The organism is Rhizobium sp. P32RR-XVIII, from assembly GCF_012641395.1.
Taxonomy (GTDB): Bacteria; Pseudomonadota; Alphaproteobacteria; order Rhizobiales; family Rhizobiaceae; genus Rhizobium.
In genome coordinates this window covers 165,174-186,489 of sequence record NZ_JABAIH010000004.1, presented here as the reverse complement: position 1 = coordinate 186,489, position 21,316 = coordinate 165,174, and the positions used below count along the sequence as shown (strand labels likewise).

Below are 21,316 nucleotides of genomic sequence, written 5' to 3'. Positions count from 1 at the left end.
TTGACTTCGCGTGCGTTTCGCGGTGGTGAAGCGATACAGGTGTTCAAGAAACGGACTGGCCAATGCTGATCATCGCGGGTCTCGGCAATCCCGGAAGCAAATATGCCGGCAACCGTCACAATATCGGCTTCATGGCAGCCGACGCCATCCACCGGCGCCACAGCTTTTCGCCCTGGTCGAAGAAGTTCAAGGCCGAGATTGCGGAAGGCGAGCTTGGCGGCGAAAAAGTGCTGCTGATCAAACCGCAGACCTACATGAACCTTTCGGGCGAATCCGTTGGCGAAGCGATGCGCTTCTACAAGCTCCAGCCCGCCGATCTCGTTGTCATCTATGACGAACTCGACCTGCCGCCCGGCAAGGCCCGGCTGAAGACCGGCGGCGGCAATGGCGGCCATAACGGCATCAGATCGCTCGACGCTCACTGCGGCAAGGACTACCGGCGGCTGCGCCTTGGCATCGGCCATCCGGGCGTCAAGGAACTGGTGCAGCACCACGTCCTCGGCGATTTTGCCAAGGCCGACCAGACCTGGCTGGAGCCGCTCCTCGACACGCTTTCCGACAACGCCGACATGCTGGTCCGCAACGAGGATTCGCAGCTGATGAACAAGCTCGCGCTTGCCCTCGGCGGCAAGCCGGAGGAGGACAAGCCAACGCCGGAAAAAAAGCCGGCGGCAAAATCCCACATCCATCAGGCGCGCAATCACAACCAGCCGAAGCTACCCGCGACCGGGCCAATGGCGGACATGCTCAAGAAGATGTTCGGCAACAAGGGCGAATGAGCAGGGTGGCCGGGCAGCTTACGATACGGGCTGCATCCCGTGACGATCTTCCGGCCCTTGAGCTTCTCTGCAGCCACCTCAATCCCGCCGATCCAGCGCTTGATCCGGCGCTCGCGGACGAGCGCATGTCGGCGATCCTTGCACAGCCGGGCATGACGGTATTCATTGGATTCATCGGCGCGGTCGCCGTCGCGACGGTGACATTGATCGTGATACCCAACCTGACGCGCAATGGTGCGTCTTACGCGCTCATCGAGAACGTCGTCACTCACGGCGATCACCGCAAGAACGGGTATGGCGCAGCTCTCCTCGCCCATGCTGTCGAGCGCGCCTGGGAGGCCGGATGCTATAAGGTGATGCTGCTTACGGGCTCCAAGAACCCTGCGACGCTTCGTTTTTACCAAAGCTGCGGCTTTATGCAGAACAAGACCGGCTTCCAGATCAGGCGGCCCGCCAAGGACTAACGCGCGGACGGGGAGATCGCCAAGCCTATTCCTCCGGCTCAGCCGTGAGCATCAGCGGGAATCCTGCCTCCTTCGCATAGTCCATCGCTTCCTTGACTTTCGTCTCGGCAATGTCCTTTGCGCAGACGACGACCACACTGGATCCCAGCTTGTGCGCCGTCATCATGACCCGATAGCCCGTTTCCTCGCTCATCCGGAAAACGGCCTTGAGGATCATGACGACGAATTCGCGGGGCGTGTAGTCGTCGTTGAACAGGATAACCTTGTAGAGCTTCGGCCTATCCAGCTTCGGCTTGGTCTTCGTTTTAGGCTTTATGGCAACGTTGCTGTCACTCATCGGAAGTCCACCGTTGATGACATGGGGAATGATGAAAATCGTGGTCGGATCGGCAAAGCCGGAACGGCGCTTCGCCCGTCCTTCGGCGCCCGTTTTTCGGTACACCTCGCTCTTTGCGCCATTGATTATATTGCACTGCGGAGGGTCACTTCAATGCCCTATCGGCTGATCGGACAGCGAGAGACATTCCTGCCCCGCTTTCTCCAGCACCACCGCCGCCTTTCTATCGAAGGTCGCGAATATCTCGCCTCCGAGCCTCCGCCCCTCGAAAGCAATGACGCCATCGGCAAAATCGCCGCCGGCTTCCAGCAAGGACAGGCCAGCCTCCACCGCGGCGCGGTCGAAGACAACCTTCCGATCCGCCACCAGCAGCCGGATCGCATGCGCGACCTCCGCGCTGCTCATCCGGTAGAAACGCCGGGCAACCCAGACGAATTCACATAGAGCAACGGTCGACACGAATATCTGCGCTGCGTCCCGCAGGCATTGCCGCGCCTGCTCGGTCTGAAGCGCATCGTCGATGACAGCGGCGCGAAGAAGAACATTGGTATCAACGATCATCGTCGGAAGCTTCTCCGGCCCAGCTTGCCCTAATGGCTTCCTGAACGTCCTCGAGGGTAAGGTGAATAGCTCTCTCGTTATGAAGGCTGCCGAAAAACTCTTCGAGAGAACCGCTCGGCCGCTCTTGCTTTGCAACGATCTCCAGTCTGCCGGACGGCAGCAATTCGACCTCGAGTTCGTCTCCCGGTTTTGCGCCCAGATGCTCCAACACCTTTTTCTTCAAGGTGATCTGTCCTTTTGCCGTTACCGTCAATGTCGCCATGATTAAACCTCCTCAACAAACGTAAGGCATATATGCCTTACTTTCAATGGGCCTTGACCCGAAGCAGCCATTCCCCCATAGGCAAGGCAACGATTTCAGCGAATACGGACATCCAGCCATGGGCTTCAAATGCGGTATCGTCGGTCTGCCGAATGTCGGCAAATCGACACTCTTCAACGCGCTCACCAAGACGGCAGCGGCGCAGGCGGCCAATTACCCGTTCTGCACGATCGAGCCGAACACCGGTGAAGTCGCCGTTCCTGATCCGCGCATGCAGAAGCTGGCTGCGATCGCCGGCTCCAAGGAAATCATCCCGACGCGCATCTCCTTCGTCGATATCGCCGGCCTCGTGCGTGGCGCATCGAAAGGTGAAGGCCTCGGCAACAAGTTCCTCGCCAACATCCGCGAAGTCGATGCCGTGGTGCATGTGCTGCGCTGCTTCGAGGACGACGACATCACCCATGTCGAAGGCCGCATCAATCCGGTCGGAGATGCCGATACGATCGAGACGGAGCTGATGCTTGCAGACCTCGAGAGCCTCGAGCGCCGCGTCGAGCAGACCCGCAAGCGCGCCACCGGCAAGGACAAGGATTCCATCGCGCAGCTGCCGGTGATGGAAGCCGTCATCAAGCTTCTGAACGAAGGCAAGCCGGCCCGGCTGCTACTGAAGACGCTGGCACCTGAAGAGATCGAGATCCTCAAGAGCCTCAACCTTCTGACGTCGCATCCGGTCCTCTATGTCTGCAACGTCGCCGAGGCCGATGCCTCCACCGGCAATGAGCATACCGTAGCCGTGGCAGCCATGGCCGAGGAGCAGGGCGCAGAATGCGTCATCATCTCGGCCGCGATCGAATCCGAAGTGGCACAGCTGCCGGACGAGGAATCGAAGGAGTTCCTCTCGGCGCTCGGCCTTGAGGAAGCCGGTCTCGACCGTCTCATCCGCGCTGGCTATCACCTGCTCGACCTGATCACCTATTTCACCGTCGGCCCGAAGGAAACGCGTGCCTGGACGATCGTGCGCGGCACCAAGGCCCCGCAGGCCGCCGGCGTCATCCACACCGACTTCGAACGCGGCTTCATCCGTGCCTTCACGATCGGCTATGACGACTACATCAACTTCAAGGGTGAAGTCGGTGCCAAGGAAGCCGGCAAGGGCCGCGACGAAGGCAAGGAATATGTCGTCCAGGACGGCGACGTGATCCACTTCCGCTTCAACACGTAAGCATTCGCGCGGCCGTTGGGAGGATGGGGCCTGATGAAGCTATACTTTGAAGACTTCGAGCCGGGCCGTGCCTTCCCGCTGGGACCGGTGGCCGTGACCGCACAGGAGATTATCGAATTCGCCACCGAATTCGATCCGCAGCCGATGCACATGGACGAAGCCGCCGGGCGCGCAAGCATCCTTGGCGGGCTCGCCGCTTCCGGCTGGCATACCTGCGCACTCTTCATGCGCATGATGGCCGACGGCTATCTCCTCGACTCGCATTCTCAGGGCGCGCCCGGCATCGATCTGATGGAATGGAAGAAGCCGGTTCTTGCCGGCGACACGCTTTCGGGCTTCTCGACTGTGCTCGAGGCCCGCGCCATGCGCTCCCGGCCCGGCATCGGCATCGCCCGCTTCAAGCATGAAATCCGCAACCAGCGCGGCGAGCTCGCCTGCTACTGCGAAAACTGGATCATGTTCAGCATGCGCGACGCGGCGGAGGCAAACGCATGAGGATAGCGGAACTCTGTGCGATCGGCGAAAAGACCGAGATCGGCAGCTACACGTTCACCGAGGAGCGCATTGTCCATTTCGCCCGGCGTTTCGACCCGCAGCGCTTCCATGTCGACAAGGAAGCAGCCAAGCAGACGCTGTTCGGCAATCTCTGTGCTTCCGGCTGGCACAGCTGCGCCGCCTGGATGCGGACCTTCCTGGAGTATTGGGAGAAGGAAACTGTGCGTCTTGCCGAAGAAGGCATAGCAGCGCCGAAGCTCGGCCCCTCGCCGGGCTTCCAGAAGCTGCAATGGCTGCGCCCCGTCTTCGTCGACGAGACGGTAAGCTATTCGGTGACCCTGCTCGCCAGCCGGCCCCTCGCATCGCGGCCGGGCTGGCACCTGAATTCGATGCTCAACGAAGGCGTCAATCAGGACGGTACGCCCGTCATCCGTTTCGAGGGCAGCGTGCTCGAGTTCGAGTGACGCCGGGGGGTCTAGTGCCCGGCGAATTCGACAAGTGTCCTCACCTCGACGCCGAGCGCCTCGAGCTTCTTGCGGCCGCCGAGCTCCGGCAGGTCGATGACGAAACAGGCCGAAACGATCTCGGCGCCCAGTTGTCGCAGCAGCTTGACGGCGCCTTCCGCCGTGCCGCCGGTGGCAATGAGGTCGTCGGTGAGGATCACCTTCTCGCCGGCCTTCACCGCGTCCACGTGGATCTCCATCTCGTCGGTACCGTATTCGAGGCTATAGGCCATCCGCACCGTCTGGTGCGGTAGCTTGCCCTTCTTGCGGATCGGCACGAAGCCCGCCGAAAGCTGATGCGCCAGCGCCCCGCCGAGAATGAAGCCGCGGGCCTCGATGCCGGCGATCTTGCCGACGCCCAAGCCCACATACGGTTTCACCAGTTCGTCCACGGCCTGCCGGAAGGCGACCGCATCGCCGAGCAGCGTCGTGATGTCACGAAAGATAATGCCGGGCTTCGGATAGTCCGGAATGGAGCGGATGCTGTCCGCAAGCTCCGAGGCAATAGTGTTCATGCAAAGTCCGTTTGTCTGCGCATTGGTCGGCTGCACCCTATCAAGTGCCTGTCATGGAACCAACAAAAAAGGCGGCTCGAACGCCGCCTTTTGCACGTTTGGTGGGAGCCGCTCAGGCTTCCTTGTTGGCGTAAACCGAGCGCTTCGTCAGATAGATGAGACCCGTGAAGATCAGCAGGAACACCATGACCATGAAACCGGTATGCTTGCGCTCGACCAGATGCGGTTCTGCTGCCCACATCAGGAAGGCCGAGACATCCCTTGCATACTGATCGACGGTCTGCGGCGTACCATCGTCATAGGTCACCTGGTCGTCCGAGAGCGGCTTGGGCATGGCGAAAGCCGCAGCAGCGTGGAAGTATGGATTGTAATGCGCGCCCTGCGGAACCTGGAAACCGGCCGGAGGCTCTTCGTAGCCGGTGAGCAGCGAATAGATATAGTCCGGCCCGCCTTCCTGATACTGCGTGAAGATGTCGAAGACGAACTGCGGGAAGCCGCGTTCGACTTCACGAGCCTTAGCGAGCAATGACATGTCCGGCGGCGCGGCGCCATTGTTGGAGGCGGCGGCGGCTTGGGGATTGGGGTAAGGTGACGGGAAATGATCCGACGGAACTGCCTTGCGGGTGAACATTTCACCGTTGGCATCCGGGCCATCCTGCACCTCGTAGTTCGCGGCAAAAGCCTTGACCTGCGCGTCCGAGTACCCCAGCTCGCCGAGCGTGCGGAACGGAACGAGGCTCATGGAGTGGCAGGCGGAACAGACTTCCGTATAGACCTTTAGACCGCGCTGAAGCTGGCCCTTGTCGTAATGGCCGAACGGCCCCGCGAAGCTCCACTCCTGCTCCCGCGGCTCCTTGAGAGGATAATGCGGTGTCGCACTTTCCTCGTGGTGGGCCGGAGCCGCCCCATTCGCCGGTGTCGCTTCCTGGGCGAATGCAGAGTTCCCGAGCACGGCTGCGACGGCGAGCGGCAGAATGCTTGCAACAAGCTTTTTCATGTTTCTATCCCTCTGTCGCTCGCTTATGCCTTGACCATGGCAGGTTGCTTTTGCTTTTCGAGCACCGCCTCGGTGATCGAGTTTGGAATGCGGCGCGGCACCTCAACGAGACCAAGCACCGGCATGGCGACGAGGAAGAAGGCGAAGTAGAGCAGCGTGCAGAACTGCGAGACCATGACGTAGATGCCTTCCGCTGGCTGAGAGCCAAGCCAGCCGAGGACGACCGCGTCGATCACGAACAGCCAGAAGAACATCTTGTACCAAGGGCGGTAGACCGCCGAGCGGACCTTCGAGGTGTCGAGCCATGGCACGAAAAACAGCACGATGATCGCCCCGAACATCACCAGCACGCCGCCGAGTTTGGAGTCGATCGGACCGACGTTGAAGGTGATCGAGCGCAACATTGCGTAGAATGGCAGGAAGTACCATTCCGGAACGATATGCGCCGGCGTCTTCAGCGGATCGGCGGGGATGTAGTTGTCGGCGTGGCCGAGGAAGTTCGGCATGTAGAAAATGAAGTAGGCGTAAACCAGCAGGAAGACCGAAACGCCGAGCGCGTCCTTGAGGGTCGCATAGGGCGTGAAGCGCACGGTATCCGTCTTGGTCTTCACCTCGATGCCCGTGGGATTGGTCTGGCCGGTCACGTGCAGCGCCCAGATGTGAAGGACGACGACGCCCGCAATGATGAAGGGAAGCAGATAGTGCAGCGAATAGAAGCGGTTCAGCGTCGGATTGTCTACCGCGAAGCCGCCGAGCAGGAACTGCTGCACCCACTCACCGACCAGCGGAAAGGCGGAGAAGAAGCCGGTGATGACCGTTGCTCCCCAGAAGGACATCTGGCCCCAGGGCAGGACATAGCCCATGAAAGCGGTCGCCATCATCAGAAGGTAGATCAGAACGCCGAGGATCCAGAGAATTTCACGCGGCGCCTTGTAGGAGCCATAATAAAGGCCTCGGGCGATGTGCAGGTAGACGGCAACGAAGAAGAACGATGCGCCATTCGCATGCATGTAACGCAACAGCCAACCATGGTTGACGTCGCGCATGATCTTTTCAACGGAATTAAACGCGATCGAGGTTTCGGCCGCGTAGTGCATGGCGAGCACCACGCCGCTCAATATCTGAACGAGCAGCATGACGGAGAGCGCCGCACCGAAGGTGTAGGCATAGTTCAGGTTGCGCGGCACCGGATATGCAACGAAGCTGTCGTAAACCATGCGCGGTAGCGGAAGGCGCGCATCGATCCACTTTTCCAAGCCGGTTGATGGCTCGTAGCTGGAATGGCCACTCATGTATCAGTCTCCCCTCAACCGATCTTGATTTTAGTGTCGGACACAAATGAAAACGTCGGAATCGCCAGGTTCTGCGGCGCCGGACCCTTACGGATACGGCCGGCGGTGTCATACACCGAACCATGGCAGGGACAGAACCAGCCATTGTATTCGCCGGCCTGACCAAGCGGAACGCAGCCGAGATGCGTGCAGGTGCCGATCATGACGATCCAGTTTTCCTTGCCCTGGCCGCCCGAACGGTCGACGCCCGTAGCCTGGGCGTCGGCAGGCAGGTTCGCATTACGAGCAACCGGGTCCTTGAGGTCCGCCATCGGAACGTCGGCGGCAGCCTTCACTTCCTCGGGCGTGCGGTTGCGGATGAAAATTGGCTTCCCGCGCCACTTGGCGGTCAGCGACATGCCGGGCTCGAGGCTCGCGACGTCGACTTCGATGGAGGCAAGGGCCAGTGTGGAGGCATCCGGCCGCATCTGGTCGATGAACGGCCATGCGACCGCGGCGGCGCCGACAGCGCCTGCCATACCAGTGGTGAGATAAAGAAAATCACGGCGCGTGGGCTCGCTTGAAGCCTCGCTAGTCGTTTCGTACTCGCTCACGTCTTAACCATCCTCTGCGCAATTTTGGCGGAATTCCGCCCTGCCCCCTCTGGGCGGCGGCGAATCGCAATTGACGCAGTTCGGCCATAGATTCTCCACCCCTCACCGCGCGTTCTAAGCGTGAACGCAAATTATGTCCAGCCTTCACAAGGGGATGAGACTCAATGTCGCCGTAATCTTAGATGAATTTTTTAAGGCAGCCCCGCTAGCGTCCTTGGATCGAGGCGTCGTCGCGGAGGCGTCTTCCTATATCGCGCGTGCCTCGCGCGCCGCCATATCCTCGTCGGCTCCGAGGAAACCGCCCGACTGGCGGGCCCAAAGCTCGGCATAAAGCCCGCCTCTTTCCACCAAGGCATCATGGGTGCCTTCCTCGATGATTCGGCCTTCATCGACGACGATCAGCCGATCGAGCGCCGCAATGGTGGAAAGGCGATGCGCGATGGCGAGCACGGTCTTACCCTCCATGATCCGGCTGAGATTGGACTGGATCACTTCTTCCACTTCCGAATCGAGTGCCGAGGTCGCCTCGTCGAGCACCAGAATCGGTGCATTCTTCAGCATGACACGCGCTATGGCGATGCGCTGCCGCTGCCCGCCGGAAAGCTTCACCCCGCGCTCGCCGACATGCGCCTCGAAAGCCTTGCGTCCCTGCTGATCCTGCAGCCGTTCGATGAATTCGAGCGCTTCGGCGCGCCGCGCAGCGTCAATCAATCGTTCTTCGCTCGCATCGGGCCTGCCGAAAAGGATATTGTCCCTCACCGAGCGGTGCAGCAGCGACGTATCCTGGCTGACGACGCCGATCTGCATACGCAGCGACTCCTGCTTGACCTTGGCGATGTCCTGGCCATCGATCAGAATGCGCCCGCCTTCCAGGTCGTAGAGGCGCAGCAAGAGGTTGACCAGCGTCGACTTGCCGGCGCCGGAGCGTCCGACGATCCCGACCTTCTCGCCCGGCGCGACCGTCAGGGAGAAATTCTCGATGACGCCCTTGCCGCGACCGTAGTGGAAGGTGACGTTTTCGAAGCGAATGCCGGGCTCCTTGATGACGAGATCGGCGGCATCCGGCCGGTCGACGAGGCCAAGCGGCTGCGAAATCAGTTCAGCAGCGTTCTGGATGGTGCCCAGATTGCGCATGATGCCGTTGAACTGTGTCATCAAGCGCCCGAGAAGGAAGTTGAGACGCAGAACAAGCGCCAGCGAAAAGGCCACGGCCCCGGAACTGATCAACCCACGCAGCCAGAGATCGACGCTCAATCCGGTCATCGTCACGATCATCAGGCCGGAGAGGAGCGCCATCGAGGCGCGCACGCCGGTTATGAACCGGGTAAAGCGCAGCACCGTCTCCTGATAGATATCGAAGCCCTGACGCATGTACCGGTCGCTCTCTTCGTGGCGAGCGAAGAGCTTCAGCGTCTGGATATTGCTGTAGGAATCGACCATGCGACCATTCAGCATGGAGGCGGCTTCAGCAGTCTCGCGGGAGTGATAACGGATGCGCGGCACGAAATAACGGGCAAGCACGCCAAAGGCGCAGAGCCACAGAAGAACAACCAGTGCAAGCGAAAAGTCGAGCCGCGCGACGAGCACCAGCGTCGTTGCGGCGTAAATGCCGACGAACCAGACGCTCTCCATGAGCGAGGTCACGAGGTCGCCCACTGCCTGACCGGCCGACCAGACCTTCGTCACGATCCGTCCGGAAAAATCGCTCTGAAAGAAATGCAGCGATTGGCGCGACACATGCAGATATGACTGCCATCGCGCCAAATTGTAAAAGCCCGGCGTGATCACCTGCTGATCGACCAGCGCGATCAGGAAGGCGACAACGAAGCGAACGAGGCCGATCAGCGCCAGCATGCCGAAGAGCTCGGCGCCGTGCGCAGCAAGCAGTTCGCTCCAGCCGACGCCCGGCTTGACGGCTCCCAGGATGTCCACCAGCCGTCCGACAAACCAGAACAATGCAGCCTCGATCGCCGCCGACATGCCGCCGAGAACAAGCATCGCAACGAAGGGCCATTTGGCCTGGCCGATGTAAAACCAGATGAAGCCCGCCGTCGCACGCGGCGGCTGAATATTGTCGCGCGGTCGGAACGGGTTGATCCAGTTCTCAAACAGATTGAGTATCGGGCGCAGAAACATCGTTGCGATATAGGCTGAAACGGCCCTGCGGCAAAGGGAATGCAAGGCAGATACAACCTTATATTTTGGTAATTTTCGGTAACATCGGCGGCATTAGCGTTGAATGTCGCTGACCTCGTGCCAATCTCGGAGTACAATCGCCGCTTAACGGAGAAATACCCTATGGAAACGAAGATGCTTGCAGCGCATATTCCGCTTCCGCTTGCGGGCAGGCTCGACGAAACCGCTGCACAACTTGGTATCTCGCGCGACTTCATTGTCAGTGAGGCGATCGCCGCATGGCTCGACCGCGAGGAAGAGCGCCGCTTGACGGCGCTCCGCGCGATGGCAGGGGCAGGCGCCCTCGTCCTGGTGGAGCGCCATAGGGTAAGAGACTGGGCCGATAGCCTATAAGGCAATCGCGTTCAGATCTCAGCGAGAGCATGCGGTAGGTCGCGCCTCCCGTATAATACGCGCAGAATTAAGATGTAATGATCGTTGACTAGGTAATACGCGCGAACATCTTCAAAATCCGGGATAGGCCATGAACGCAATCCGGCCAATGAAGGGTTAGCGAAAGCTCGTGGCGCTCCCGCATTGGGATATTCGCCAAGGCGTCGGAAGGATTCCTCGACAGAAGCCACAAATCGCAGGCCGAGTTCGGCCCCGCCGTTTTCGGCAAGGTAAGCGGCCTGCGATAAGATATCCCTTCGGGCTGCGGGCTTGATGACGAGCTTCACCGAGGCTTCTTTTCCCGCTGAGCGGAAAGCAGTTGGGCTGCCTCCTTCTTCAGATCGCTCCAGAATTCTGGCGTCGCCTCTACAGCTTCGCCCGACGCCAGCCCCTCAAGCAGCAAGGCTTCCAACCGTGCCTCATTTTCCCGCACCTGCGCTTCGCGAACGAGGCTGCGGAAATATTCGCTGACGTTGCCGTAGCCTTTGCTTGCCATCTGGCTTTCAACAAAAGCCTTGAGGCTATCAGGAAGCGAAATCGTTACCGTTGCCATGATGTAATCCTTTCACCCGACTACGATAGCATGGCTTCTTAACTGTTCCCAATAGATAAGAAAGGTCCTCCGAGATTTGCCGGGAGGACCTTTCATTGTTACTCCGCCGCTTGCTCGGCTTCTTCCGAGTGATCGGCTAGGAAGCCGCCGGATTGGCGGCTCCAGAGGTCGGCATAAATGCCGCCCTGTCCGACGAGATCGCTATGCGAGCCTGTCTCGATGATCCGGCCCTTGTCGAGCACGATCAGCCGGTCCATCTCGGTCAGCGTTGAAAGGCGATGGGCGATCGCGATCACCGTCTTGCCTTCCATCAGCGCAAACAGGTTTTCCTGGATCGCCGCTTCCACTTCCGAATCGAGCGCCGATGTCGCCTCATCGAGCACCAGGATCGGTGCGTCCTTCAGGAAGACGCGGGCAATCGCAATGCGCTGGCGCTGGCCGCCGGAGAGCTTGACGCCCCGTTCGCCGACCTGAGCATCGAGCCCCTTGCGTCCCTGCATGTCGACAAGTCCTTCGACGAACTCCCAGGCATTTGCGCGCTTCGCCGCCTCGATCACCTCCGCATCCGTCGCGTCCGGACGGCCGTAAGCGATGTTTTCGCGGATCGAGCGGTGCAGCAGCGACGTATCTTGCGTCACCACGCCGATCAGCGAACGGAGGCTTTCCTGCGACACCGCCGCAATATCCTGCCCGTCGATGGTGATGCGGCCGGCTTCCAGATCGTAGAAGCGCAGCAGCAGGTTCATCAGCGTCGTCTTGCCGGCACCGGAGCGGCCGACGAGACCGACTTTCTCGCCCGCCTTGATGTCCAGTGACAGGTTGTCGACGACCCCGTTACCCTTGCCGTAATGGAAGCGGATGCGCTCGTAGTGGATCGCACCTTTCTTCGCCTGCATCTGCGGCGCACCCGGCTTGTCGGTGATGTCGTGGTTCTTCGTCATCATCTCCATGCCGTCATAGACGGTGCCAATGTTCTCGAAGAGTGCCGATACCTCCCACATGATCCACTGCGACATGCCGTTGACCCGCATCGCAAGGCCGATCGCGATGGCGATTGCACCGACGGAGATCTGGCCATTCAGCCAGAACCAGATTGACAGGCCTGAGACAACGAAGAGCGCCACGCAGTTGTTTATATAGACGGACATGTGGAACAGCGTGACGCGGCGCATCTGCTGGTGCACCGTCTCAAGGAATTCGCCCATGCCTGCCTTGGCATAGCCCTCTTCCCTCCCGGCATGCGAGAAGAGCTTGACGGTCGCAATGTTCGTATAGCTGTCGACCACGCGCCCCGTCATCATCGAGCGCGCGTCCGCCTGCTGTGCGGCGATCTTGCGGAGCCGCGGCACGAAGTAGGAGACGATGCCGACATAGGCACCGAGCCAGATCAGGATCGGGATCATCAGCCGCCAATCGGCCGCCGCGATCACGATGATCATCGTCAGGAAGTAGGTGACGACATAGACGAAGACATCGAGGATCTTCATCGTCGTTTCGCGAACGGCCAGCGATGTTTGCATGACCTTGGTCGCAACGCGTCCGGCGAACTCGTTGGCGAAGAAGGTCATGCTGTGGCGCAGCAGGAAGCGGTGCATCTGCCAGCGGGCTATCATCGGGTAGTTGCCGAGCAGGACCTGATGCATGATCAGGGAATCCAGCCCCGCCGCCATAGGAAGACCTATGAGTATCAAAGCCGCCATCAAGGCGAGCCTCGGCCATTCTGTCTGCAGGAATGTCGCCTTGTCGGCATGCGACAGCCAGTCGACGATAGCGCCGAGGAACTGGAAGAGCATCACCTCGCCGATTGCAATCAATGCAGTCAGCACCGCCATGGCTGCAAGCCACGGTGCGGCCGGCCTTGTGTAATGCCAGCAGAAGGCAAAGAGGCCTTTCGGAGGAACGCTAGGCTCCTCGCTCGGAAAGGGATTCAATCGCTGTTCAAACCAGCTGAACATGAAAATGCTCCGGAACTTCACCGTTCCGCCTCCCGGCCTGCGCAAACAACGCTTGGGCACATATGGGAACCGGACGTTCAAGGGGCGAGGCCGCAACAGCCGCGCAATGGATCAAAAAAGTGGAATTTCAGGAAGATATGCGCACTAGAGGCGCGGAATCGCGACGCCGGTCATCACGGACGGAAGGCGCACACGCGGCAAATTGTTCATCTTGGCCTCCCTGCTAGCGATTGAAGATGCGCACTCATAACGCGAAACCATCGAAATTTCCAGCCCGGAATTGGCCGAACCGGAACAATTCGGCCAGTTGCCAAGAGCAAAAGAATATCAGAAGCTCGTTACTATGCAGCCATAGGTCTTATCAGCCAGAAGAACTTGCGGAACATGACAACTGCGTCTCCGCCTGTGCCAGCCAATCAGAGCAACGCCAGCATCTGCCGGGGTTGCTGGGACCAGATGCGCGTACCCATCCCGATCCGTGGCCCGCTCGCCCTGCCCTTCCGCGCATTCGGCATCACCCGCAGTAAAATGAATCCCGATATCTGCACGATCTGCGAACGGTCCTTTCAATACGTCAAGAAGCAGCGTCAGATCACCGCCAATGCAACCATCCTGTTTGCCGACATCAGGGGGTTTACGGACCTGTCGGAGCGCATCGAAGCGGTCAAACTGAGCGAGATCGTCAGCCTCTTTCAGGATCGCTGCGCACAGGCGGTCTGGGCTCACGACGGCATCGTCAACAAACAGATGGGCGATGGCCTGATGGCGATCTTCAATTTTCCGATCGTCAGAAAGGATCACGCCGGTGCGGCGATCATGGCAGCGCTCGACATACAGCGATCCTGTGCAGCAGCTCTGAACAGTCTCAATCCGGACGTCGACGGACCGGCAGGCCGCAGGCTCGGCGTCGGTGTCGGCATCCATACCGGCGATGTCCAGATCGGCGAGTTTTCAAGCTTTCGCAGCGATTTCACGGCGATCGGCGGTGTGGTCAATCTGGCTGCGCGGCTGGAATCCCAGGCCGCCGCCGGCGAGATTCTCCTGTCATCAGAGACGGCTACCCACGCCCCGGACCTCGCGGGCGCAGCGGAAGAGCGCCTGCTCGCGCTCAAGGGTATAGAACAGCAGGTGCAGGCGCGGGTGCTGGTCAAGAGCTGAGCTCCTGCGTCTTCCAGCTTTCTTCCAGGGGAACCGGATGTGCGTAATTGGCGCCCCAGTTGCGTCGGGACCATGGTTACACTACGGCTCCTCGGCAAAGCAGCAGGCGGTGCACCGGATGACTGATCTCAGACTGGCTCTTTATCAACCTGATATCCCCGGCAATACCGGTACAATCCTGCGGCTTGCGGCCTGCCTCGGGATTGCTGTCGACATCATCGAGCCGGCAGGCTTCGATATTTCCGATCGCAATCTGAAGCGCGCCGGCATGGATTACATCGCAGCGGCGGCGCTGACCCGCCATGTCAGCTGGGACCGTTTCGACGAATGGCGCGCCTCCACCGGCCGCCGCATCGTGCTCGCTTCGACCAAGGCATCCGGCCGATATACCGACTTCGCGTTCCGGCCGACCGATATCCTGCTTTTCGGCCGCGAAAGCGCAGGCGTTCCGGATCACGTTCACGACAAAGCCGATGCCCAGGTCCTGATCCCGATGGTCGAGGGGCAACGCTCGATCAACGTTGCGGTTTCTGCCGCGATGATCGTCGGCGAAGCCATGCGGCAGACTGCCTGGGGTTGATCTTTGCCCTTCCCGGGACACATGTAGAAGTGTCGTGGCGATACGCCACAAACGGCATTGTGATATCGCAGAACAGGCGTATTATCCTTAGCCGGACAATCAAAAATCAGCATCCAGGCCGTAATTTCCTCGAAATGGCGATGTGCTGAAACTCAGATTGCACAGCTTTGCACCGGCCGCGAACGAGAAGAAAAAGACCGCCTAGAATGGAATCCACAATCGTCATGATAAACCTGTTCGGCGCAGTGGCGCTGCTGCTGTTCGGCCTCGCGCAGGTGAAGGACGGCGTTTCGCGGGCTTTCGGGGCGCGGCTCAGGACGGGTCTGGCGACCGGTACGCGCAGCGGATTGCGCTCCTTCCTTTCAGGCTTTGTCGCCACGGTAGCATTGCAGAGTTCGACGGCTACGGCGCTGATGGTCGCCTCATTCGTCGAGCGCGAACTGGTGAAGCCGCGCATGGCGCAGATCGTATTGCTCGGCGCCAATGTCGGCACGGCGGTGACGGCCTGGATTGTCGCTACCGGCATCGAGTGGCTATCCCCGCTCGTCATCCTCGCAGGCATCGTGCTCTATCGCAGCGGCTCGACCAGCCGGCAGGGCGGCGGCACTGCCCTGATCGGAATCGGCTTGATGCTGTTGTCGCTGCATCTCCTGAGCGGCGCGACTGAGCCTATGCGCCAATCTCCAGCACTCGCGGCTTTCATCGGCCTGCTCGACAATGCCTGGCCGGTAGCGCTCGCCTTCTCGGCCGGCATTGCTTTCATCTCCTCATCGAGTCTCGCCGCCGTCGTGTTGATCCTCTCCCTGGCATCGACCGGCATCCTCTCGGCCGGCCTCGTCATCGTCCTGGTTTTGGGTGCCAATCTTGGCGGCGCAATTCCGCCGGTCGTCGCGTCGCTTTCCGGGCCTGCTTCCGCAAAGCGGGTCACGCTTGGCAACTTGATCATCCGCGCCGCCGGCTGCGTGATAGCGCTTCCACTTGCCGGTTACGCCGGCGAACTATTGGAAATGCTGCCGCTTGACCCAGCCAAGCTGCCGGTCGATGCCCATCTCGGCTTCAACCTCGTGCTTGCCGCTCTCGCATGGCCCTTCTCCCGGCTACTGTCGCGGCTGATGCTGTACCTAGTTCCGGAGGAAGCGCAGACCGACAACGCACCCAAATATCTTGACGAGCACGAGCTATCGGCGCCCGTGGTGGCGCTCGCCAGCGCGACCCGCGAAGTGCTCGGCGTCGGCGACCTCATTGAACGCATGCTGATGCGCGCTTCCGAGGCCTTCGAGCAGAATGATTTGACGAAGCTCAAGGAGCTTCCCGGGCTCGAAAAGCGCGTTGATAGCCTGCAGCAGGAAGTAAAGATCTACCTTTCGAAACTCGGTCGCGAAGGGTTGAGCGAAGAGAATGCCCGCCACTCGATCGTTATCATCGACTACGCGATCAACCTCGAACATATCGGCGACATCATCGAAAAAGGCCTGCTGCCGCAAATCACCAAAAAGGCTTCACTCGGCCTCAGATTCTCCGAAGATGGATATCGGGAACTGAAGAAACTCTTCCACCTGACGATCGACAACTTGCGGATCGCGCAAACGATCTTCGTGACACGTGACTTCAATCTCGCCAAGCAGATGATGGAAGTGAAGGTCGAGGTGCGCAGGATGGAGAAACAATCTGCCGAACGACACCTCGAAAGGCTGCGCGAGGGCCATGCCGACAGCCTGCAAACAAGTTCCCTGCACCTCGACATGCTGCGCGACCTGAAGCGCATCAACGCCCATATCATCTCGGTCGCTCACCCCATTCTCGACGAAAGCGGGCTGCTGATCGAAAGCCGTCTGCGTACGCCGGCGGAATGACGATCAGTCGGCGGAAGGCAACCGGCGCATCGTGAATTCGATCTGGTCGTTGTCCAGCTGCCGCCAGCTTTCGACCTCGGTCCAGTAGGCCGCCTTCGGGTATTCGGCAAACCATTCGCGAGCCTTTGCCCGTGCATCGAGCAAACCAAGCCGATATGTCTCGCGCACGAAGTGATCGCCCTTCCGGGCAGAGCCTTCCGCACGATGCCGTTCGATCCTGCGCTTCAAGCCGTCAAACGACGGAGGTCCCGGGATTTTAGCCATGAAAGCCACCTCCAGCCCGAAGGTAGTATTGAAAGTACTAATTTGCGAGTCGATTTTTCGCTGCCTCAACTGCGTCCTTCCGCCTGCTGGCGGGACGCCGGTGCAGCTGTTACCACGAGTTCATGATCAGACGTGATCGAGTCGCTACGCCATACTAGCGAACGCGGGGGTAATGATGGAACGACCAGAACTGCCGATCGGCCTGCCGGACGATATCGAAGAAAAGAAGACTGCCGCTCGTACATGGTTCGAAGGATTGCGCGACACCATCTGCGCCTCCTTCGAGGAGCTGGAAGACGAGTTGACCGGCCCTCTCTCAGACCAGGAACCGGGCCGTTTCGTCGGCAAGGAATGGTCGCGCGAAAATGGCGCTGGCGGCGGCGGTCGCATGTCGATGATGCACGGCCGCGTTTTCGAGAAGGTTGGCGTTCATACCTCGACCGTTTACGGCGAATTCGCGCCGGATCTGCGCGCCCAGATGCCGGGTGCCAGCGAAGACCCGCGCTTCTGGGCCTCGGGGATTTCGCTGATCGCCCATCCGGTGAACCCCAACGTGCCAGCCGTGCACATGAATACCCGCATGGTCGTTACCTCCAGCCGCTGGTTCGGAGGCGGTGCGGACCTGACGCCCGTTCTCGAAAACCGCCGCACGCAGGATGACGACGATACCCGGCTCTTCCACAAAGCAATGGAAATTGCCTGCCGCAGCCACTCGGCCGTCGCAGATTACGACGTCTACAAGAAATGGTGTGACGAGTATTTCTTCCTGAAACACCGCAACGAGCCGCGGGGCGTCGGCGGCATCTTCTACGACTGGCTGCATTCCAGTCCTGATGCGGGCGGCTGGGATGCCGATTTCGCGTTCACGCGCGATGTCGGCCGAGCCTTCGCCATGGTCTATCCCAAAATCGTTCGCCTAAACTTCAACAAGGAGTGGAGCGAAGCCGATCGTGACGAACAGTTGATCAGACGTGGCCGCTATGTTGAGTTCAATTTGCTCTATGATCGCGGTACAATCTTCGGACTGAAGACCGGCGGCAACATCGAGTCCATCCTGTCTTCGATGCCCCCAGTCGTCCGGTGGCCGTGACTGTACGCTAGTGTACAGGTAAAAATACATTTCAAGGCCTTCAAGAAGCGTGAACGAGTGTTAAATTAGGAGTGTGTTGCGTAACAATCGGAGGAGGGTTGTCATGACGATACAAAGCGGCTCGCCAGCATCTGCGGATGTTCGGGAGTCAGCACGAGCAATCGAAATGCCGGACTTCCTGAGCCGTATTGCCGAAGAAATGAGGGCAAAAAGCGGCTCTGATCTGCCCCTATGCTGCTTCATCGAACAGGTGAGACTCCAGCTCGCTGCCGGAAAATCACTTGAAGAATTGCAAGAAAAAATGCGCGAAAGTGCAGCGTCAAATGCACCATATGAGTCATCCGACTGCTATCGCGCCTGGGCCATGCCGGAGTAATCCGTATGTGTTACCGGCCGGCGCACGTCGTCGGCTGGAACTTTCTCCCGGTTTCGTACATTGAAGACAGCGCTATCATCCTGTCATCTTCCGGACAAAGGAGTAGACAATGCGACTTTTCGAATGTGGTACGCTTGTTCCGGGCTGTTCTTGGCACACACGCGCCAACGAAGACGCCGAAATCGTCCGCCGCGCGATCGAGCATATGAAAACCGCCCATGGTGAAACAACCATTCGCGAAAACATGGTCGACAACATCAAGGCCCGCATCCGCGACGAAGCGACTGCCGCCTGATCACGTCGGAAGGTCCTTCAGCCGGGCGAGCAGGGTCGCCCGGTCCGCGGCAAAATTCTCTTCGACCCATTGATTCTCGAGCATCGCCAGTGCCTCGCCGACGCGCGGCCCCGCCGGAATGCCTGTGGAAATGACATCGCCGCCGCCAATCGGAAACTGCGGCTTCTTCCACGCCAGAGCCTGATCCAGGAGCTTACCGATCCTTGCCGACCGGCTCATCTCGTTCATGTCGCCCTCCGCTTTGCCGCGCGCGACAGCCAGAGCAAGCTTCAGCCGCGTGACGATGCCTTCCGCACCGTTGCGGTAGAGCAGCCGGTCGAAGGCTGCGGCTGATATTTCGTCGTTGACGGGCGGAGCCGCCGCCCAGGCTCTGAAATAGGCCGCTTCGGCATTTGAGAGTTTCAGGCGGGCCGCCATCTTCTCGAGCCGCTCGGCATCCGGCGGAATAATCGAGGCGAGCCGCAGGAGCGGATCCGGTATCCAGCCGAGGGCCTTTTCGGTCGAAACGAGAGCCGGGATGGCGTCGATGCCCCATTTCTCTGTTTCCGGCAGCACTTCATTGAGCACCGCGACCTGCCGCATCCAAAGCAGCGCCCTACCGGGATCTTCGACGGAAAGCAGCTTGCGAAGCTCCGACCAGACGCGTTCGGACGAAAGCGTACTGAGCTTCGAACGCGCGGCTGCACAGGCTTTCAGGCCCTCCGCATCCGGCCGGCCCGAGCCGTAATAGGCAAAGAACCGGAAGAAGCGCAGGATGCGCAGGTAATCTTCGGCGATGCGCGTCGCCGCATGACCGATGAACCGGATATTGCGCTTCTCGACATCGGCAAGCCCGCCGACGAGATCGACCACCTCACCTTCGGAATTCATGTAGAGCGCGTTGATCGTCAAATCGCGCCGTTCGGCATCCGCTTGCCAGTCCGTGCTGAAGGCAACCTTCGCGCGACGTCCGTCGGTCTCGACGTCGGTGCGCAGCGTCGTCACTTCGAACGGCTTTCCCTCGACCACCAGCGTCACGGTGCCATGCGCAATGCCAGTCGGGACTGCTTTGACACCGTCCTCGTTTGCCCGTTCGATCACCGCATCCGGCGTCAGCGTCGTCGCGATGTCGATATCGCTGACCGGCAGCCCCATCAGGCTGTTGCGTACGGCGCCACCGACGACGCGCCCTTCCCCGCCGTCTGCGTTCAGCAGCGCAAAGACGCGTTGAAGGCGGGGATCCTCGAACCATGCTTGATCAGCAAGGCTGGTCATTCATAAAGCCTCTCATAAAGTGTGCGGACGATGCCCGCGGTGATGCCCCAGATCATCCAGCCTTCATAGGGCATACGATAAAAATGCCGGTCTATGCCTTCGACCTCGCGTCGGTCGCGCGTGTGATTGTCCGGGTTCATCAGAAACGAAAGCGGCACCTCAAAGACATCGTCGACTTCCCGCGGGTTGAGCCGGAGCTCGAAGCCGGGCTTCACCACGGCGAGCACCGGGGTAATGCGAAACCCGGTCGCGGCAAGATAATGCGGCAGGCGCCCGACCGTCTCGACGAACGCGCCCGCAATCCCGATCTCTTCGTGCGTCTCGCGGATCGCAGCCATTTCCGGTGAAACGTCGGTCGGATCAATTGCCCCGCCGGGGAAGGAGATCTGCCCGGAGTGCTTGCGCAGGTTTGCCGTGCGCTTGGTGAAAATCACGCGCGCGTCATCGCCGGTGTCGACCACCGGCACCAGCACCGCAGCATCGCGAAGGTGCAAGTTCTCCACCATCGCCACGATATCCGGGTTGAGGATGTGATCGCCGTGATCCCGCCAGGAGTGATCGACCGGACCGCCGGTCTGATTGAGCGCCCGGCGGCGGAATTCGGCAGCGGAATAGCGTGGATAGCGTTTGGTCAGTGCATCGCTCATCGGGAAAGCGCATCCAGTTCGTCGGCCGGCATGACAGGAAAGATGCAGCCGCCGGACCGGACGCAGAACATGTCCCTGCCCTTGATGGTGCTGACCTCTCCGGTCTCCACAAGTTCGTACATGACCGCACGCGACACCAAAGCCTCGAGGCGCCCGCGCACGTGTAGATACGGCTTCAGTTCGCTGTTCTCGCCATGGATCACGAAGCGCAGCGGATGCTCCTTCCCGGCTTCCACGACATCGCCGGTATTGGTGCGGAATGTCAGCACCTGATCGCCGCCGCGATCGGAGACGCTCATCTCGACGGCGACGAACGGCGCATCGGCGACCCTGATTCCGACTTTCTCGACAGGCGTCACAAGATAGGTCTTGCCGTCGTCATCCTTGCGCAAAACGGTCGAGAACAGGCGAACCAGGGGAGCGCGGCCGATTGGCGTGCCCATGTAAAACCAGGTGCCGTCGGCGCGGATTTCCATGTCGATATCGCCGCAGAAGGGCGGATTCCACTTCTCGACGGGTGGAAGCCCCCGCTTCCCGCCCGTTTCGCCGGCGGGGCGCGAAATCAGCGCGGCCAGCCCTGCGGCATCTTCGCTCGCCCTGATCTCTTGCGCTGCCATCGTTCTGTCCCGGTTTGCTTTTAACGAGAAGGATCAGTCACGAGATAGTCATTTGAAGCGAACTTGTCAGCCCGTAACATCTTCAT

At 60.1% G+C, this 21,316-nt stretch carries 27 protein-coding genes; 12 read left to right on the top strand and 15 right to left on the bottom strand.

Annotation, left to right across the window (positions count from 1 at the left end; all coding sequences use genetic code 11):
• Positions 1-62 precede the first annotated feature (62 nt).
• On the top strand, positions 63-779 hold the full coding sequence (pth, locus tag HGP14_RS14110; protein WP_168830494.1) for an aminoacyl-tRNA hydrolase: 717 nt from the start codon (positions 63-65) through the stop codon (positions 777-779).
• Positions 776-1,243: a GNAT family N-acetyltransferase gene (locus tag HGP14_RS14105; RefSeq protein WP_168830493.1), complete on the top strand. Its 468-nt coding sequence runs from the start codon at positions 776-778 to the stop codon at positions 1,241-1,243. The genes pth and HGP14_RS14105 overlap by 4 nt, the downstream gene beginning before the upstream one ends.
• Positions 1,244-1,268: 25 nt before the next feature.
• On the opposite strand, the gene clpS is transcribed toward HGP14_RS14105, so the two are convergent.
• From clpS to HGP14_RS14090, 3 genes are all read right to left on the bottom strand, one after another.
• A complete protein-coding gene (gene clpS / locus HGP14_RS14100) occupies positions 1,269-1,580 on the bottom strand; it encodes an ATP-dependent Clp protease adapter ClpS (protein ID WP_168830836.1) in 312 nt (103 codons plus the stop codon).
• A 150-nt stretch (positions 1,581-1,730) separates the two neighbouring features.
• Positions 1,731-2,141 carry a type II toxin-antitoxin system VapC family toxin gene (locus HGP14_RS14095; protein ID WP_168830492.1) on the bottom strand — a complete coding sequence of 137 codons (411 nt, stop codon included), beginning with the start codon at positions 2,139-2,141 and terminating at the stop codon, positions 1,731-1,733.
• Entirely contained in the window at positions 2,131-2,403 is a 273-nt protein-coding gene (locus HGP14_RS14090) for an AbrB/MazE/SpoVT family DNA-binding domain-containing protein (protein WP_168830491.1), read from the bottom strand. Before HGP14_RS14090 ends, HGP14_RS14095 begins: the two co-directional genes overlap by 11 nt.
• Before the next feature lie 118 nt (positions 2,404-2,521).
• Between HGP14_RS14090 and ychF the strand changes: the two genes are divergently transcribed.
• From ychF to HGP14_RS14075, 3 genes are read left to right on the top strand one after another with little or no spacing between them, the layout of a single operon-like run.
• Positions 2,522-3,625: a redox-regulated ATPase YchF gene (gene ychF / locus HGP14_RS14085; protein ID WP_168830490.1), complete on the top strand. Its 1,104-nt coding sequence runs from the start codon at positions 2,522-2,524 to the stop codon at positions 3,623-3,625.
• Positions 3,626-3,658: 33 nt separating this feature from the next.
• A complete protein-coding gene (locus tag HGP14_RS14080; RefSeq protein WP_168830489.1) occupies positions 3,659-4,120 on the top strand; it encodes a MaoC family dehydratase in 462 nt (153 codons plus the stop codon).
• Positions 4,117-4,584: a MaoC family dehydratase gene (locus HGP14_RS14075; protein WP_168830488.1), complete on the top strand. Its 468-nt coding sequence runs from the start codon at positions 4,117-4,119 to the stop codon at positions 4,582-4,584. The genes HGP14_RS14080 and HGP14_RS14075 overlap by 4 nt, the downstream gene beginning before the upstream one ends.
• An 11-nt stretch (positions 4,585-4,595) precedes the next feature.
• On the opposite strand, the gene HGP14_RS14070 is transcribed toward HGP14_RS14075, so the two are convergent.
• From HGP14_RS14070 to HGP14_RS14050, 5 genes are all read right to left on the bottom strand, one after another.
• The gene (locus tag HGP14_RS14070; protein ID WP_168830487.1) at positions 4,596-5,138 is read right to left on the bottom strand and encodes an adenine phosphoribosyltransferase; all 543 of its coding nucleotides are present in this window, start codon (positions 5,136-5,138) and stop codon (positions 4,596-4,598) included.
• Positions 5,139-5,250: 112 nt separating this feature from the next.
• Entirely contained in the window at positions 5,251-6,135 is an 885-nt protein-coding gene (locus tag HGP14_RS14065; RefSeq protein WP_168830486.1) for a cytochrome c1, read from the bottom strand.
• A 23-nt stretch (positions 6,136-6,158) separates the two neighbouring features.
• The gene (locus HGP14_RS14060) at positions 6,159-7,427 is read right to left on the bottom strand and encodes a cytochrome b N-terminal domain-containing protein (protein WP_168830485.1); all 1,269 of its coding nucleotides are present in this window, start codon (positions 7,425-7,427) and stop codon (positions 6,159-6,161) included.
• Positions 7,428-7,441: 14 nt separating this feature from the next.
• Entirely contained in the window at positions 7,442-8,020 is a 579-nt protein-coding gene (gene petA, locus HGP14_RS14055) for a ubiquinol-cytochrome c reductase iron-sulfur subunit (RefSeq protein WP_168830484.1), read from the bottom strand.
• A gap of 246 nt (positions 8,021-8,266) precedes the next feature.
• Entirely contained in the window at positions 8,267-10,156 is a 1,890-nt protein-coding gene (locus HGP14_RS14050; RefSeq protein ID WP_168830835.1) for an ABC transporter ATP-binding protein, read from the bottom strand.
• A gap of 162 nt (positions 10,157-10,318) precedes the next feature.
• On the opposite strand from HGP14_RS14050, the gene HGP14_RS14045 reads away from it, so the two are divergent.
• Positions 10,319-10,549: a CopG family ribbon-helix-helix protein gene (locus tag HGP14_RS14045; protein WP_168830483.1), complete on the top strand. Its 231-nt coding sequence runs from the start codon at positions 10,319-10,321 to the stop codon at positions 10,547-10,549.
• An 11-nt stretch (positions 10,550-10,560) separates the two neighbouring features.
• Here HGP14_RS14045 and HGP14_RS14040 read toward each other — a convergent pair whose 3' ends face one another.
• From HGP14_RS14040 to HGP14_RS14030, 3 genes are all read right to left on the bottom strand, one after another.
• Positions 10,561-10,875 carry a type II toxin-antitoxin system RelE/ParE family toxin gene (locus HGP14_RS14040; protein ID WP_168830482.1) on the bottom strand — a complete coding sequence of 105 codons (315 nt, stop codon included), beginning with the start codon at positions 10,873-10,875 and terminating at the stop codon, positions 10,561-10,563.
• Positions 10,872-11,141, bottom strand: coding sequence for a type II toxin-antitoxin system ParD family antitoxin (locus HGP14_RS14035; RefSeq protein ID WP_168830481.1), 270 nt, complete (start codon positions 11,139-11,141; stop codon positions 10,872-10,874). The genes HGP14_RS14040 and HGP14_RS14035 overlap by 4 nt, the downstream gene beginning before the upstream one ends.
• Positions 11,142-11,239: 98 nt before the next feature.
• Positions 11,240-13,096: an ABC transporter ATP-binding protein gene (locus tag HGP14_RS14030; RefSeq protein ID WP_168830480.1), complete on the bottom strand. Its 1,857-nt coding sequence runs from the start codon at positions 13,094-13,096 to the stop codon at positions 11,240-11,242.
• A gap of 384 nt (positions 13,097-13,480) precedes the next feature.
• On the opposite strand from HGP14_RS14030, the gene HGP14_RS14025 reads away from it, so the two are divergent.
• The 3 genes from HGP14_RS14025 (at position 13,481) to HGP14_RS14015 (ending at position 16,687) form a co-directional block, all read left to right on the top strand.
• Positions 13,481-14,254, top strand: coding sequence for an adenylate/guanylate cyclase domain-containing protein (locus HGP14_RS14025; protein ID WP_168830479.1), 774 nt, complete (start codon positions 13,481-13,483; stop codon positions 14,252-14,254).
• 118 nt (positions 14,255-14,372) lie between these two features.
• Positions 14,373-14,834, top strand: coding sequence for a tRNA (cytidine(34)-2'-O)-methyltransferase (locus HGP14_RS14020; protein ID WP_168830478.1), 462 nt, complete (start codon positions 14,373-14,375; stop codon positions 14,832-14,834).
• 206 nt (positions 14,835-15,040) lie between these two features.
• Entirely contained in the window at positions 15,041-16,687 is a 1,647-nt protein-coding gene (locus HGP14_RS14015) for a Na/Pi cotransporter family protein (protein ID WP_168830477.1), read from the top strand.
• A 3-nt stretch (positions 16,688-16,690) separates the two neighbouring features.
• Here the strand turns inward: HGP14_RS14015 and HGP14_RS14010 are convergent, their stop codons facing one another.
• The gene (locus tag HGP14_RS14010; protein WP_168830476.1) at positions 16,691-16,951 is read right to left on the bottom strand and encodes a hypothetical protein; all 261 of its coding nucleotides are present in this window, start codon (positions 16,949-16,951) and stop codon (positions 16,691-16,693) included.
• A 175-nt stretch (positions 16,952-17,126) separates the two neighbouring features.
• Between HGP14_RS14010 and hemF the strand changes: the two genes are divergently transcribed.
• From hemF to HGP14_RS13995, 3 genes are all read left to right on the top strand, one after another.
• On the top strand, positions 17,127-18,041 hold the full coding sequence (hemF, locus tag HGP14_RS14005) for an oxygen-dependent coproporphyrinogen oxidase (protein WP_168830475.1): 915 nt from the start codon (positions 17,127-17,129) through the stop codon (positions 18,039-18,041).
• A 103-nt stretch (positions 18,042-18,144) separates the two neighbouring features.
• A complete protein-coding gene (locus tag HGP14_RS14000; RefSeq protein WP_168830474.1) occupies positions 18,145-18,417 on the top strand; it encodes a hypothetical protein in 273 nt (90 codons plus the stop codon).
• A 109-nt stretch (positions 18,418-18,526) separates the two neighbouring features.
• Complete coding sequence (locus HGP14_RS13995) at positions 18,527-18,712, top strand: DUF1059 domain-containing protein (RefSeq protein WP_168830473.1); 186 nt, start codon at positions 18,527-18,529, stop codon at positions 18,710-18,712.
• Here the strand turns inward: HGP14_RS13995 and HGP14_RS13990 are convergent, their stop codons facing one another.
• Genes HGP14_RS13990 through HGP14_RS13980 form a run of 3 tightly spaced genes read right to left on the bottom strand, consistent with a single transcriptional unit; the run spans position 18,713 to position 21,230 of the window.
• A complete protein-coding gene (locus tag HGP14_RS13990; RefSeq protein WP_168830472.1) occupies positions 18,713-19,966 on the bottom strand; it encodes a CCA tRNA nucleotidyltransferase in 1,254 nt (417 codons plus the stop codon).
• Positions 19,963-20,613, bottom strand: a complete 651-nt coding sequence (locus HGP14_RS13985) for a CoA pyrophosphatase (RefSeq protein WP_168830471.1) — start codon at positions 20,611-20,613, stop codon at positions 19,963-19,965. Before HGP14_RS13985 ends, HGP14_RS13990 begins: the two co-directional genes overlap by 4 nt.
• Positions 20,610-21,230, bottom strand: a complete 621-nt coding sequence (locus HGP14_RS13980) for a DUF1285 domain-containing protein (protein ID WP_168830470.1) — start codon at positions 21,228-21,230, stop codon at positions 20,610-20,612. The genes HGP14_RS13985 and HGP14_RS13980 overlap by 4 nt, the downstream gene beginning before the upstream one ends.
• Positions 21,231-21,316 lie beyond the last annotated feature (86 nt).

Coding starts and splice junctions, on each gene's coding strand:
- pth (WP_168830494.1), top strand. CDS start 63: ATGCTGATCATCGCGGGTCTCGGCAATCCCGGAAGCAAATATGCCGGC.
- HGP14_RS14105 (WP_168830493.1), top strand. CDS start 776: ATGAGCAGGGTGGCCGGGCAGCTTACGATACGGGCTGCATCCCGTGAC.
- clpS (WP_168830836.1), bottom strand. CDS start 1,580: ATGAGTGACAGCAACGTTGCCATAAAGCCTAAAACGAAGACCAAGCCG.
- HGP14_RS14095 (WP_168830492.1), bottom strand. CDS start 2,141: ATGATCGTTGATACCAATGTTCTTCTTCGCGCCGCTGTCATCGACGAT.
- HGP14_RS14090 (WP_168830491.1), bottom strand. CDS start 2,403: ATGGCGACATTGACGGTAACGGCAAAAGGACAGATCACCTTGAAGAAA.
- ychF (WP_168830490.1), top strand. CDS start 2,522: ATGGGCTTCAAATGCGGTATCGTCGGTCTGCCGAATGTCGGCAAATCG.
- HGP14_RS14080 (WP_168830489.1), top strand. CDS start 3,659: ATGAAGCTATACTTTGAAGACTTCGAGCCGGGCCGTGCCTTCCCGCTG.
- HGP14_RS14075 (WP_168830488.1), top strand. CDS start 4,117: ATGAGGATAGCGGAACTCTGTGCGATCGGCGAAAAGACCGAGATCGGC.
- HGP14_RS14070 (WP_168830487.1), bottom strand. CDS start 5,138: ATGAACACTATTGCCTCGGAGCTTGCGGACAGCATCCGCTCCATTCCG.
- HGP14_RS14065 (WP_168830486.1), bottom strand. CDS start 6,135: ATGAAAAAGCTTGTTGCAAGCATTCTGCCGCTCGCCGTCGCAGCCGTG.
- HGP14_RS14060 (WP_168830485.1), bottom strand. CDS start 7,427: ATGAGTGGCCATTCCAGCTACGAGCCATCAACCGGCTTGGAAAAGTGG.
- HGP14_RS14050 (WP_168830835.1), bottom strand. CDS start 10,156: ATGTTTCTGCGCCCGATACTCAATCTGTTTGAGAACTGGATCAACCCG.
- HGP14_RS14045 (WP_168830483.1), top strand. CDS start 10,319: ATGGAAACGAAGATGCTTGCAGCGCATATTCCGCTTCCGCTTGCGGGC.
- HGP14_RS14035 (WP_168830481.1), bottom strand. CDS start 11,141: ATGGCAACGGTAACGATTTCGCTTCCTGATAGCCTCAAGGCTTTTGTT.
- HGP14_RS14030 (WP_168830480.1), bottom strand. CDS start 13,096: ATGTTCAGCTGGTTTGAACAGCGATTGAATCCCTTTCCGAGCGAGGAG.
- HGP14_RS14025 (WP_168830479.1), top strand. CDS start 13,481: ATGACAACTGCGTCTCCGCCTGTGCCAGCCAATCAGAGCAACGCCAGC.
- HGP14_RS14020 (WP_168830478.1), top strand. CDS start 14,373: ATGACTGATCTCAGACTGGCTCTTTATCAACCTGATATCCCCGGCAAT.
- HGP14_RS14015 (WP_168830477.1), top strand. CDS start 15,041: ATGGAATCCACAATCGTCATGATAAACCTGTTCGGCGCAGTGGCGCTG.
- HGP14_RS14010 (WP_168830476.1), bottom strand. CDS start 16,951: ATGGCTAAAATCCCGGGACCTCCGTCGTTTGACGGCTTGAAGCGCAGG.
- hemF (WP_168830475.1), top strand. CDS start 17,127: ATGGAACGACCAGAACTGCCGATCGGCCTGCCGGACGATATCGAAGAA.
- HGP14_RS14000 (WP_168830474.1), top strand. CDS start 18,145: ATGACGATACAAAGCGGCTCGCCAGCATCTGCGGATGTTCGGGAGTCA.
- HGP14_RS13995 (WP_168830473.1), top strand. CDS start 18,527: ATGCGACTTTTCGAATGTGGTACGCTTGTTCCGGGCTGTTCTTGGCAC.
- HGP14_RS13990 (WP_168830472.1), bottom strand. CDS start 19,966: ATGACCAGCCTTGCTGATCAAGCATGGTTCGAGGATCCCCGCCTTCAA.
- HGP14_RS13985 (WP_168830471.1), bottom strand. CDS start 20,613: ATGAGCGATGCACTGACCAAACGCTATCCACGCTATTCCGCTGCCGAA.
- HGP14_RS13980 (WP_168830470.1), bottom strand. CDS start 21,230: ATGGCAGCGCAAGAGATCAGGGCGAGCGAAGATGCCGCAGGGCTGGCC.